This window comes from Methylorubrum zatmanii, from assembly GCF_014845115.1.
GTDB classification, from domain to species: Bacteria; Pseudomonadota; Alphaproteobacteria; order Rhizobiales; family Beijerinckiaceae; genus Methylobacterium; species Methylobacterium zatmanii.
Genome location: NZ_NKUI01000203.1, coordinates 1 through 12279 on the forward strand (window position 1 = coordinate 1; position 12279 = coordinate 12279).

12 protein-coding genes and 1 pseudogene are annotated in these 12279 nt (G+C 70.0%); 3 read left to right on the top strand and 10 right to left on the bottom strand.

The features are described 5' to 3' along the window. The 10 genes from MZTS_RS21015 to MZTS_RS21060 all read right to left on the bottom strand — a co-directional run. Nucleotides 1–237 (bottom strand): thiaminase II/PqqC family protein (locus MZTS_RS21015; protein ID WP_484502690.1); only part of this gene is annotated, 237 nt, incomplete at its 3' end. A gap of 179 nt (nucleotides 238–416) precedes the next feature. Beyond that, nucleotides 417–1316 carry a pyrroloquinoline quinone biosynthesis protein PqqB gene (gene pqqB / locus MZTS_RS21020; RefSeq protein ID WP_192285293.1) on the bottom strand — a complete coding sequence of 300 codons (900 nt, stop codon included), beginning with the start codon at nucleotides 1314–1316 and terminating at the stop codon, nucleotides 417–419. Nucleotides 1317–1364: 48 nt separating this feature from the next. Then, nucleotides 1365–1454 (bottom strand): pyrroloquinoline quinone precursor peptide PqqA, encoded by a 90-nt coding sequence (gene pqqA / locus MZTS_RS21025; protein WP_012317526.1) that lies wholly within the window; start codon nucleotides 1452–1454, stop codon nucleotides 1365–1367. A gap of 447 nt (nucleotides 1455–1901) precedes the next feature. Beyond that, nucleotides 1902–2609, bottom strand: coding sequence for a response regulator transcription factor (locus tag MZTS_RS21030; RefSeq protein ID WP_009863781.1), 708 nt, complete (start codon nucleotides 2607–2609; stop codon nucleotides 1902–1904). Then, nucleotides 2606–4243 carry a sensor histidine kinase gene (locus tag MZTS_RS21035; protein ID WP_192285294.1) on the bottom strand — a complete coding sequence of 546 codons (1638 nt, stop codon included), beginning with the start codon at nucleotides 4241–4243 and terminating at the stop codon, nucleotides 2606–2608. Before MZTS_RS21035 ends, MZTS_RS21030 begins: the two co-directional genes overlap by 4 nt. A gap of 92 nt (nucleotides 4244–4335) precedes the next feature. Further along, complete coding sequence (locus tag MZTS_RS21040; protein WP_009861692.1) at nucleotides 4336–4542, bottom strand: hypothetical protein; 207 nt, start codon at nucleotides 4540–4542, stop codon at nucleotides 4336–4338. A 145-nt stretch (nucleotides 4543–4687) separates the two neighbouring features. After that, on the bottom strand, nucleotides 4688–5485 hold the full coding sequence (locus MZTS_RS21045; RefSeq protein WP_192285295.1) for a formylmethanofuran dehydrogenase subunit C: 798 nt from the start codon (nucleotides 5483–5485) through the stop codon (nucleotides 4688–4690). Next, nucleotides 5482–6417, bottom strand: coding sequence for a formylmethanofuran--tetrahydromethanopterin N-formyltransferase (gene fhcD, locus MZTS_RS21050; RefSeq protein ID WP_192285296.1), 936 nt, complete (start codon nucleotides 6415–6417; stop codon nucleotides 5482–5484). Before fhcD ends, MZTS_RS21045 begins: the two co-directional genes overlap by 4 nt. Nucleotides 6418–6443: 26 nt before the next feature. After that, nucleotides 6444–8090, bottom strand: coding sequence for a formylmethanofuran dehydrogenase subunit A (locus MZTS_RS21055; protein ID WP_192285297.1), 1647 nt, complete (start codon nucleotides 8088–8090; stop codon nucleotides 6444–6446). After that, entirely contained in the window at nucleotides 8084–9169 is a 1086-nt protein-coding gene (locus tag MZTS_RS21060) for a molybdopterin-binding domain-containing protein (protein WP_192285298.1), read from the bottom strand. The genes MZTS_RS21055 and MZTS_RS21060 overlap by 7 nt, the downstream gene beginning before the upstream one ends. A gap of 467 nt (nucleotides 9170–9636) precedes the next feature. On the opposite strand from MZTS_RS21060, the gene MZTS_RS21065 reads away from it, so the two are divergent. The 3 genes and pseudogenes from MZTS_RS21065 to MZTS_RS21075 form a co-directional block, all read left to right on the top strand. Further along, entirely contained in the window at nucleotides 9637–10632 is a 996-nt protein-coding gene (locus MZTS_RS21065; RefSeq protein ID WP_192285299.1) for a beta-ribofuranosylaminobenzene 5'-phosphate synthase family protein, read from the top strand. Nucleotides 10633–10742: 110 nt separating this feature from the next. Then, nucleotides 10743–11636, top strand: a complete 894-nt coding sequence (mtdB, locus tag MZTS_RS21070) for an NAD(P)-dependent methylenetetrahydromethanopterin dehydrogenase (RefSeq protein WP_009865935.1) — start codon at nucleotides 10743–10745, stop codon at nucleotides 11634–11636. Between the two features lie 109 nt (nucleotides 11637–11745). Beyond that, nucleotides 11746–12279: pseudogene (locus tag MZTS_RS21075) on the top strand (ATP-grasp domain-containing protein); the annotation flags it as partial.

The following is a 12279-nucleotide window of genomic DNA, read 5'->3' on the forward strand; positions in this document are numbered from 1 at the left end:
GAAGGGGGCGAGCAGCGCGGCGTCTTTCACCGGGATCATCGCCTGATAGTAGTAGCGGTTGAGCGCCCAGGCGCGGACCTGATCCTTCGAGAGCTTGCCGTCATGCAGCAGGCGGTGGAACGGGTGCAGGTTGTGGTAGCGGCGCGCGCCGATGTCGCGCAGGGCCGCTTCCAGCTCCTCGTGGCTCAGGAGGCGTTGCTCGGATTCCGGGGCGGGCGGCGGGAATTGGGCGGTCATGGCGTTTGAGTTTCCCCGGGCTTCGAGTCGCGTTTCCTGGAGCTTTTGTAAAATGGGGCTCGATGCCCGCGAGGGCAGGGTGCCACTGCACGATTGTATCGTGCAAAATATATCCGGTTTGGCGGTCGATTTCCAGGCCATGCCGGTTCACAGGACGTGTGAGCCCGGACGCGGCTCCCTCAGAGGTCGAGGGTCAGGCCGTCATGGGCGAGCGTCCAACCCCGTGCCTCGATGCTCGCCCGCTCGGGCGAATCCTCGATCAGGACCGGGTTGGTGTTGTTGATGTGAATGAACACCCGCCGTCCGATCTCGACATCGGCGAAGGAGGCGATGGAGCCGGTCTCGCCGTTCATCTGGATATGGCCCATGCGCCAGCCGGTCTTGGTGCCGACGCCGGCGCGGATCATGTCGTCGTCCTCCAGCACGGTGCCGTCGAACAGCAGGGCATCGACACCGGCGAGGCGGGCCTTCAGATCCTCCGTCACCCGGGCGCAGCCGGGGATGTAGGCGAGGCGCTTGCCGCCGGCCTCGATCATCGTGCCGACGGTGGTCTCGGTCTCCGCGCCGATCTCCATCGCGGCGTCCTCCAGCCAGAGGGGCACCTTGCCGGGCACGGAAAACAGCGTCACCGCGAGGCCGGGCACCGGCTCGAAGGTCTGGTTGAGGGCGATCGTCTGCCGCTTCACCACGTCGGCGGCCATCACGTCGAAGACGCGGTTCTCGGAGACGGAGCCGAGAATGCCGGGCGTGGCGTAGAGGGTGAAGGGCTGGCCCTCGCGCAGGGTCAGCAGACCGGCGACGTGATCCACGTCGCCATTGGTCAGCAGCACCGCGTGGATCGGCGAATGGCGCAGGCCCTGCCGCGGATGCATCTGCGGATTGGCCTGGATCTGCTGGCGGATATCGGGAGAGGCGTTCAGCAGGAGCCAGCGTTCCCCGTCGGGGGAGACAGCGATGCTCGACTGCGTGCGCGGCTTGACCCTGGCGTCGCCCGCCCAGGCCAAGGAGCAGATGGAACAGCGGCAGTTCCACTGGGGAACGCCGCCGCCCGCGGCCGAGCCGAGGATCACGACATGCATGGTGAGACCCTGCTGCTGCCTGCGACCTGCGACCCGGCTCGGATCACCTTAGTTGAAGGTGTCGATCTCGGCCGACTCGTAGCTCGTGACTTCCATGCCGACGCAGATCTCGGAAACGATGGGGGCGGCCCACTTCATGGTGTCTCTCCTCGACATTATGGAACGCCATGGATCCCCGATCCGTCTTGATTAAGAGGATCGTAAGATACTGACGGCGCATTCGTTTTCGTGCGCCGGAGGTATATCGCCAATTCCGGCCCGTCCCGCAAGAGCTGCTTTGCCGTTTCTTCCCAAGTTCGGACCAAGTTCCGGCTTGGTTGAGGCCAAGATCGCGTGACAACGGCCCTGGACTTCCGTCGCACGTGGCTGACTCGCCCTGGCCTCCCCACCGCGACGATGGAGCGGCTTCCGGCATCGATTCCGGTCGGGCAAAGGGCGCTGATGCGTCGTTATGCCTTCGGCGAGCGGACAAGTCCTGCGCATCGGCCTCAGCCAAGACGCGAACGACGTCAGGCCTGGCGTGGATGGTGATTTCCGGTCGCGCGGCTCCGATCGCGGTGAGCCTCGCAATCGGGGCCGGAACCCTTAATGCCGGAAATCCTGTCCGCGCAGGTCGAGCATGAAGCCCTTGCCGCGCACCGTGACGATCACCGGGCCGCCGAGGCGCACGAAATCGGAGAGCTTCGAGCGGAGGTAGCCGACATAGACATCGACCACGTTGAGGGAGAGGCCGCCCTGGCTGGCCCAGAGCCGGTCGAAGATCTCGCCCCGCGAGATCGGCCGGTTCACCTCCTGCATCAGCAGGGCGAGCAGCTCCGCCTCCCGCGGCGTGAGCCGGGCCGAGGCCTCACCGAAGCTGACTTGGCGGATGGTGACGTCGAGGGTCAACCGGCCGGCGGTGAAGACGGTGCGCGGCGTGTCCGCCTCGCGGCGGCGCAGCAGGTGGGTCTGGAGGCGGGCCAGCAATTCGTCGAACACGAAGGGTTTGACGATGTAGTCGTCGGCGCCGAGCGCCAGCCCCTCCGCCCGGTCGCGCACCTCGTCGCGGGCGCTCAAGAACAGGATCGCGCCGGGATAGCCGCCTTCGCGCAGGGAACGGCAGACATCGTGGCCGGAGCCGTCGGGCAGGGTGATGTCGAGCACCACCGCTTCCGGCGCGTCGTCGCGGGCGGCGCTGAGCGCGTCCTCGACCCGACCGGCCACGCCGACGGAGAACCCCTCCGCTTCGAGGCCCCGGGCGAGAATGCCGCGGATGTCGATGTCATCCTCGACGATCAATACGCGCGTCGTCATGCGGCGCCGATCCTCTCCTGTCCCGCCCCGTTCCGCTCCGTCACGGCCGCGTCATCGAGCGCGGGTAGGTCGATGACCACCCGTGCTCCGCGGCCCTGTTCGGCGCTGCCGAGGCTGATCGCCCCATCATGGCGGTCAACGACCCATCGCGCCAGAGCCAAACCGATCCCGAAGCCGGTCTCGCCCGCGCGGGCCTCGCGCCGGAAACGCTCGAACAGGGCCTCGCCATCCCCGGGAAAGCCGGGGCCGTCATCCTCGATGGTGATGATGGCGCGGCTTCCCTGTGGGGTCTGGCGCTCGCTCAAGGAGACGACGATCCGCGTCAGGCCGGTGGCATGGCGCAGGGCATTGTCGATCAGGCTCTCGATCACCTGCCGCAGCCATTCCGGATCGGCGTTGATCTCGATGTCGCGCTGGCCCGGTTCCAGCTCCAGCGCGACCCGGCGCCGGGCGGCCTCGGAGCCGGCCCCGTCCACGGCGTCCCCGAGCACCGCCACCGTGCTGACCGTGCGGCGGTCCAGTTCGATCTGGCCCGATTCCGAGCGCGCGACCCGCAGCAGATCCTCCACCCGGCGCTTGAGGCGCTGGGCCCGCTTGCGGATGGTGGCGAAGACGGGGCCGTGATCCACCGGCCGTCCGCCGGACCGTTCCGCCGTTCTCTGGGCGAGGTCGCATTCGCCGAGGATGACAGTGAGGGGCGTGCGCAGCTCGTGGCTCACATCGGCGAAGAAGCGGCGCCGGGAGCGGTCCACCATCTCCAGCCGCTCATTGGCCGCCCGCAGGTCGGCGGTACGGGCCTCCACCGTATCCTCCAGGGCGGCCCGGTCGGCGGCGAGCCGTCCTTCCCGCCGGGCGAGGCGGGCGGCCATGCGGTTGACGTTGGCCACCAGGAGGCCGAGCTCGTCCCGGGTCTCGACCGAGAGGCGGGTGTCGAGGGCGCCGCTGCCGATGGCGCCGGCGGCGCGGCGAACCTCCTCGATCCGGGCCAGGGTCGGCCTCGTCACGGAGCGGTAGAGCACCAGCAGGAAGGCGAGGGCCAGGGCGGCGGCGGCGAGCGAGGCAACGGTGAGCCGCTGCGACAGGGTGTGGGCGGCCTCGGATCCGGCGATCATGCCGCGCCGCTCGGCCTCGATCAGCAGCGACAAGGGCGGCCCCGTCATCGCGCCGAAGGCGTTGAGCGCGCCCTGCATCGCGGTCTTGCGGCGTTCGGGATCGCTCTCCCGGCGCACCAGGGTGACTTGGCGGTCGAGCATCGCCCGGGCGGCACGGACATTGGCGAGCGGACGGGTGCGGGCGACGTAACGGATACGGTCCTCGGCGTCGCCGCTGGTCGCCATGCCGCTGCCGATGGCATCGTCGACATGATTGAGCGCTTCATCGACCCGGTCGCGGGTCACGGACAGCGCCTCGGGGGGCGCGTCCGGATTGCTGATGCTGTCGATGGCGGCGAAACCGTATTGCGCCAGCCGTCCCGACAATTCGGTCAGCAATTCCAGTCTATGCTGGGCGGCCAGGGTGCGTTCGATGACGTTCTCGGTGAGCCGGATCGACCACAGCACGCCGGCCGCCGCCAGCAGGGCGAGCAGGGCGGTGCCGCCGAGCAGCAGGGCGAACCGGACCTTCAGCGAGCGCATGATCTCCCTCTCCGCCGCCGGGCGGCGGGGGGACCATGTCACCGCCGGAGCAGCGCCTCAAGCCGCCCGTCCGTCACGGAACGAAGGCCCCATTACAGGTCGTTGGGCAGGGTTCCCTTGGGGGCGCAGCGCCAGCTCTTCACGTGGTAATCGGGGTGCTGCTCCTGCCACACCGCCAGCGTGCTCTGCGAATTGCGCAGGCACAGGAACGGATTCGGATTGTCGTAGGAGAGGTTGATCCGCTCCTCGTGACACTGGGCGGGCTGTGCGATCAGGCAAACCGACAGGAGCAGAAACATCCGCGCGGCCTCAACGGAGAGGAGGCCGGTACGCGATGGGATCGGTGTCCTGCGCCTCGATCCGAGGCAAGGTGGGACGAAACGGCAAGTCGGCAAGCCACTTTTCCGCGACTTGCCGACTCGATGTCGGAACAATGGTGCCGGATCAGGCCGGGACGAACAGCTCGCCCTTGCCCAGCGTCGCGAGATCGCCCGAGTAGCGGCGCAGCGTGCCGCCGAACAGGCTCACCTGCGACGCGCCGAGGCGCTTGAGGGTCTGCGCCAGCAGGCGGGTGAAGACCAGATCCGGCGTGCCGGTCTCGACGAAGGTCGGCAGCAGCGCCCCGTGGCTGCCCGCGATCAGGGTGCCGCGGCGCATGCCGTAGCCCGGATGGTCGCCGAGCGCCCCCGAGACGACGATGGTGCCGGCGATCATGCGGGACGCGGCGAAGGCGCCGGCCGATTCCGCCAGGATCAGGCCCTTGCGCATGCGGTCGCCGAGATGGTCGCCGGCACGGCCCTTGATGACGAGGGTCGCGCCGTCGAGACCGGCCTTCGCGGCATAGACCGCGCCGCCCGCGTGATCCCCGGCATCGCCTTCGATGGTGATGGTGCCGCCGGTGGCGCCGGTGGCGGCATAGGGGCCGGCCGAACCGGTGACGGTGAGCGTGCCGCCCGCCATGCCCTCGCCGAGGCGCTGGCCGACATCGCCCTCGACGCGGATCGACCCCTCGGACAGGGCCGCGCCGACCCGGTCGAGCCGGGAGGAGCCGCCCTCGATCACGAGGCTGTCGGAGCCGTCGAGGCTGATCTCGAACACGTCGCCGAGGGTCAGGCCACGGCGGCTGGTGCCGATCGCGAGCTTGCCGGCTTCCGCCTCGGTCAAAGCCTTCAGGGCGAGCGGGGTGATGGAGAGGAGGTCGACGCGCTCCTGCGGCTCCCCGCGCAGTCTCAGGGTGCTCATGCGGCGGGTTTCTCCAACAGATCGCGGAGGTGGTAGTGGTGCCGGCCGAGATTGCCGCCGTAATTGCCGGCGGTGACCGCCACGAGCCCGTGCCGGGCGCCGATTTCGGTGGCGGCGTGCAGGGCGGCGCGCATCGATTCGGCGACCGCCTTCGAGGTCAGCGCGTCGATGACGATTTCCAGCACCACGCCGCATTCGGGCGGCAGCGCCGAGCCGGCCCGGCCTTTGAGGGTCGGGCAATAGGCGTCGTTGGTGGAGGCCATCATGCCCTTGGTGCGGCCGCCGACCTTCGAGCCGGAGCGGACGATGCCGCCGGGGAAGGGCAGGATCGCGCCGGGGATCGCCTTGGCCGCCTCGACCGCGATCTCGGCGACCTTCAGCGTCTCGGAATGGACCCGGCCGAGGAACAGCAGGTTGCCGCCGCCGACCGCGCCATCGACCGCGCGGGTCGAATCCTCGCACAGGAACTCGCCGTCCATCACCGGGATGCGCCAGTAGCGGCGCATCTTGCCCGTGGCGTCCGGCAGGCGCTTGGCGACGGCGAAACCGTCACCGAAATAGCGGATCGCGCCGCCGAGCTTGATCTTGTGCGGCCCGTCCACGCCCGCGAAGCAGGCGGTGCCGGGGCAGGTGAGGATGCACTGGCCGACGCGCTTGAGCAGCTGATCCTTCAACCCGTTCGGCTCGAAGCCGAACAGCAGGATGCGCACGCCCGGGCGCCCGTCCGGGGTCTCGTCCGGAGACAGCTCCGCGTCGATGCCGGCCTCGGCGCCGCAGCCGATCACGGAAGTGGCGAAGCCCGTCATCACCGTCGCCGCGATCATCGCCCATTTGGGCGTGTCGTTGGTGACGATGATCGCGGTGCCCGCGACGTCGAAGGCTTCGGCGAAGGTGTCCTCGACCTTGATGCCGTTGAGGATGAGGTCGCTCATCGATTCAGTCCCATCACCCTCGCCCATCACGCCCGGCAGGCCACGTCTTCGAACGTCCCGGTCTCCTCCGGGAAGGCGGCGTCCGGCACCGCGAAGGTGTCGAGCCCGGCGCCGAAGCGGTCCTGCAGGTAGGCGTCCGCCCGCTTGGTCATCCCGGCATCGGCCTCGACAGCGAGGCTGAGCGTCTTGCCGGTGCCCCAGGCCACGACCTCGCCATCCTCGACGATCGGCTGGCCGTCCTTCAGCACCAGCTTGGCGCGGGAGAACATCGCCGTGCGGTCCTTGTCGTCGCGGTAGATCGCGATGTCGGCCTTGGCGCCGGCGCGTAGATGGCCGCGATCGGTGAGACCGAGCAGCTTGGCGGGGCCGGAGCGGGTCAGCTGGGCGATCTCGCTGAAAGTGTATTCGCGCTCGATCTTCGGAAGGCCGGAGCGCTCGCCGACGACCGCCGGCAGCGTCGCGATTTCCTTCGCGCGCTCCTCCGCATCCATCAGCAGGTGGATGATGCGCGGATATTCGGTGAACACGCCGCCATTCGGGTGGTCGGTGGTGAGGATGGTGCGCTCCGGGTTCGAGGAGAGCAGCATCAGCTCCAGGCCGATGGCCCATTGCAGCGACGAGACCGGGCCGCGCGGCCGGTAGAGGAACGGCACCACGCCGCCGCCCTCGGCATCGCCGGCCGAGATCATCCACTTCTTCGGCTTGGCGCCCTTGCGGCCGCCGAACTGGCGCAGGATGTCGAGGGAGATCGTCACGGTCTGGCCGAACACCACCTGACCGACGTCGTAGGTGGCGTTGGGATGGGCTTCCATCGCCGCGTTGATCCGCTCGGCCGCCGAGCGGAAGCCGCCGGTCATCGGGTTCTCGGGGTCGACCACGCCGTAGGCGTAGAACTGGGCGTGGGCGAAGTGGATGCGCCGCCCCTCCGCCGCTTCCAGCGTCGCGACCAGCGAATCGTCGGCGCCCGGCAGGCCGAGATTGTTGCAATGGACGTGCAGCGGATGCGGCACGCCGATCTCCTCCACCGCGTCGAGCAGCGAGGTCATGATCGTGCGGGTCGAGAGACCGTAGCAGGGGATCTCGTCGTCGAGGCTGAGCTTCAGCACGCCGTCCTTGAAGGCCGAGGCGCCGCCCGCATTGATGCACTTGACGCCCAGGCCGCGCGCATGGGCCAGCGTCTGCTGAACCAGGTCGCGGACCGCGTGTCTGCCCTCGCCGTCCCGCAGGATCTGGAGCAGGTGGTCGTCGTTGCCGAGCACCGCGAGGCCGCCCCGGTCGAGCAGCGGAATGTCGGCGAGTTCGAGATGGGTCGCCAGCGCGTTCGAGGGCGGCAGGGCCGGCTCGACGGCGGTGGTGTAGCCCATCCGCGCATAGTTGGCGCCGATCCAGCTGCCCGAGCCGCCGGCATTCGCGAAGGGATGGCCGTTGGGGGCCGATTCGCTGACATAGAGATCGGGCAGGAGCAGGCGGCTCATCACCACGTTGCCGCCCGCGATGTGCGAGTGGACCTCGACACCGCCGGCCATCACCACGCAGCCGGTGGCGTCGATGGTCCGGTCGGGGGCGCGGTCGGAGGGGGCGACGACGTGGCCGTCCTCGATCCAGACGTCGCCGATCTCGTCGCGTCCGGCCGTCGGATCGACCACCCGTCCGCCATGGATACGGGTCAGCATGAGACACCCTTTTCGATGAGGCGGTCACGGATGCGGGCGAGCACGTCGGCCGCATTCAGTTTCTCGGCCGCTGCCGGCTGCCCTTTCGGCTCGGCATAGGCGATGACGCCGCGCCGCTCGTTCCAGAGCGCGCCGCCGATGCTCTCGCCGGGCACGCCGACGGTGATGACGATCTCGGCGGTCTCGCCCGCGGCTTCCGGCGAGCCTTCGCCGACGATGGCGATGGTCGGCAGGCTGCCGAGCCAGGCGGGGCGCGGGGCCGGGAGCGAGGCGAGCCAGAGGGCGGCGTCGGCCTCACCCGCGGCGATCTGGCGGGCGCTGTCGAAGCGCCAGGGATCGTGTTCCGGCTGGTGCCGGCCGAAGCCGACGCGGGGCGCTTGGCCCGTGGTCCAGGCGGAGAGCTGCACGGTCGCGCGGCCCTGGAACGGGTCGGCGAGGGTGAGCGCGAAGAAGCGGGTGGATTCGTTGAGGTCGCGGATCAGGCCCTGGAGCATCTCCACGCCGAGTTCGCCGACCTCTTCCGCGTCGTAGACGATCACGCCGTACTGCGCGGCGAACAGGCGCCGGGCGAGATCGGCATAGGCCTCCTCGCCGGCGAGATGGCCCTTGGCGAAGGCGCGCAGATGGCCGAGCGACACCGCGAGGCCGCCCGCCTCGGGGGCGTAGGCGACGTGGCGGATCGCGCCGTTCTGCGGACCACCGAGGGACAGCAGGGCCCGCTCGGCCCCCGCCGCGCGGCCTCGGCTGGGCGAGACCGCGGCGATCTCGGCGATCAGCGAGCCGTCCCAGGGGCGGTTGCCGACGACGAGGACCAGATCGGCCCGGCCGATGGTCTCGGCCCGCGTCGTGCTCATGGCGCCGCCGGCACTCAGGGCGCCGAGTTCGGCATAGAGGCTGGGGCCGGAGACCGGATCGAGCGAGGCCCCGAGGGTTTCGGCCAGCCGGTAGGCGGCGCGCAGAGCCGACACCTCGGCGCTCAGGCCGGCCAGAACCGGCACGCGTGCGGCGGCAAGCAGATCGGCGGCGGCATCGACCGCCGCGTCCACATCCGCCGCGCCCCCCTTCACCCAGGCTGTCATGCGTCCTCACCGTCGTTTCTTCGGGCGTCCCCGCTGTGGTGAGCGGGGCGAAAGACGGTCATGTCCGAAGGGCGCTGCGGGCACCCCTGGTGGAGCCTCGATCACCTCGAAATCCCGGCTCGGGTTCGAGAGCAAGGGCTCGGACCGGCTCCGCGAAAGGGAGCGGGGTGGTTTTGCATTCCTGTGCCGGACCCCGCAAGCCCCCGGCGAAGTTTGCGTCAAGGTTTTCGTGCCGCCCTCCGCTCCCTCAGCGTCCCCGATCGGGATCGCGGCCCTTTCCGAATTGCCTCGTCTCGGGCGTCTCGGGTGGGACGAGGAGGCCGACATCTGCGAGGATGTCATGAACGGTGCACAGAAAGGATGCACTCGGACGAGGTTGTCGCGGCCGCCGCCGCATGGGAGAAGCCGGCCGCCCCGAACCGGTGCATCTCCGCCGGCCGGCGGCGCGGACGAGAGGATTGGAGACCGTGGCCGAGGTGCCGGAAACGACGGGTGACCCCGTGAGCGCGATGCCCCGCCCCGCTGCGGCCGGTGTCCGGGTTCGTGCGCCCGCGCGCCTGCATTTCGGTTTCCTCGATCTCAATGGGGGGCTCGGGCGGCGCTTCGGCAGCATCGGGCTGGCTCTCGACGCCCCCGCGGTGCAGCTCGTGGCGCGGCCCGCCAAGCGCGTCTCCGCCTCCGGGCCGGAGGCCGAGCGCGTGCGGGCGAACCTGCTCGCGGCGGCGGCCTATCTCGACGTGCCGGACGCGGTGGCGGTCGAGATCGAGGAGGCCATTCCCGCCCATGCCGGTTTCGGCTCGGGCACGCAGCTCGCCCTGGCGGTGGCGGCGGCCCTGGCCCGCCTGTACGGCAGGCCGTTCGCCCCCGCGGATTTCGCCGATGTGCTCGACCGCGGCAACCGCTCCGGGGTCGGTCTCGCCGCCTTCACCGAGGGCGGCCTGATCGTGGACGGCGGACGCGACGGCTCCGGCGCGCCGCCTCCGGTGATCGCGCGGCTGAACTATCCCGAGGCGTGGCGCATCGTGCTGATTCTCGATGAGGCCATGACCGGGGTGCATGGCTCCCGTGAGATGGAAGCGTTCCGCGACCTGCCCTTGTTCGATGCCGGCGAAGCGGCGGAGATCTGCCGCATCGTGTTGATGCAGATCCTGCCGGCGGCCGCGACCGCCGAGCCCGCCGGGTTCGGCGCCGGCATCACCGAGATTCAGAAGCGCATCGGCGACCATTTCGCGCCGCATCAGGGCGGCCGCTACGCTAGTGAGGCGGTGGCGCAGGCGCTCGGCGCCATCGCCCAGGCCGGCGTGCCCGGTTACGGGCAGAGTTCCTGGGGGCCGACCGGCTTCGCGCTGATGCCCTCGCAGAAAGAGGCGGAGGCGCTGGTTGCCTCCCTGGAGCGACCGGGCCGCCTGCGCTTCGTCATCGCCCGCGGGCGCAACAGCGGCGCGTCGATTGACGCATTTTAGATTTTTTCTTGTCTAGCCTTCACGAAACCTGCGCTTGACCGGCGCCGGTCCAATCGGCTTTGCACCTGAAGCGCCTCGCAAAAAGGCGCGATGACGGGAGAACGAACATCATGGCCCGCTCGATCCTGCACATGCTGACGCCGCTCAAGCATATGAGCCCGTTCGACGTGAACATGGCGATCGATGCCGGGTTCGAGACACTCATCCCCTATACCGATGTCGATCTCGCCGACGTCGTTTCCCTCACGCAGGATTCGATCTTCTCCCGCGCGCCGCAGGACGGCGTGCGCACCGGCATCTTCATCGGCGGCAAGAATGCCGAGCTGGCGCTGGACATGATGGACCGGGCCAAGAAGGCCTTCGTGCCGCCCTTCGCCAACCATGTCTTCGCCGATCCGGCGGGCTCCTTCACCACCGGGGCGGCGATGGTGGCCGAGGTCTCCCGCGCCCTGAAGGCGAAGTTCGACACCGACCTCAAGGGCAAGCGCATCGTCATCTTCGGCGGTGCCGGCGTGGTCGCCTATGTCGCCGCAGTGATCGGCGCGCTGGAGGGCGCCCAGAGCGTGCTCGTCGGCCATGACGGCGAGGAGCGCGTCTCGAAGATCGCCTTCACCATGAAGTGGCGCTTCGGCATCGAGGTCGGCGCCGTCGACGGCACCCTGCCCGAGGCCCGCCGCGCCGCCATCACCGATGCCGACGTGATCCTCTCGGCCGGTCCCGCCGGCGTCTCGATCCTGACGGCGAGCGATCTCGAATCCGCGCCCAAGCTGATGGTCGCCTCCGACGTCAACGCCGTGCCGCCGGCCGGCATCGCCGGCATCGACGTGAACGCCAAGGACGTGGCCCTGCCCACCGGCAAGGGCGTCGGCATCGGCGCGCTCGCGGTCGGCAATGTGAAGTACCAGACCCAGTGCCGCCTGTTCCGGAAGATGCTGGAGGCGCAGGAGCCGCTCTGCCTCGATTTCCGCGACGCCTACAAGCTCGCCGTCGAGATCGCCGGCTGAGCCTGCCCTGAGCCCGCTTCGCATCTCGGAGGGCAGCGCGGTCCTGATCGCCGCCCAGTCCGGCCGGGCACTGGCGCGGGCCGCGCGCCGGTCGGGCCTGCGCCCGTTCGTGCTCGACCTGTTCGGCGACGAGGACACCTTGGCGCTGGCGGAGGCCCACCGGACCCTGCCGGGCCGCTTCGGCGCCGGGGCACGCGACCGCGAAGGCGTGCTGAGCGGGCTCGCGGCCCTGTCGCGGGAGGCGGGCGTCGGCGCACTCGGCGTGGTGCTCGGCAGCGGCTTCGAGGGGGTGCCGGATCTCATCGCGGACATCGCTGCCCATCACCGCCTGCTCGGCGCCGGTCCGGGAGCGGTGGCCATCCTGAAGGATCCGTTCCGCTTCGCCGCCCTCTGCGCGCGGCTCGCGATCCCGCATCCGGCGATCAGCGCCGGCCCGGTCGCCGACCGGGGAGCGTGGCTGGTGAAGCGCGCGGGCGGCTGCGGCGGCTCGCATATCCGCCTCAGCGCCACGGGCCATGCCGCGCCCGGCCACTACCTCCAGGCCCGGATGCCCGGCACGGCCTGCGCCCTGAATTTCCTGTCGGACGGGCGCGGCATCGCGGTGCTGGCGCTGACCGAGCAATGGCAATCCCCGTCGACCACC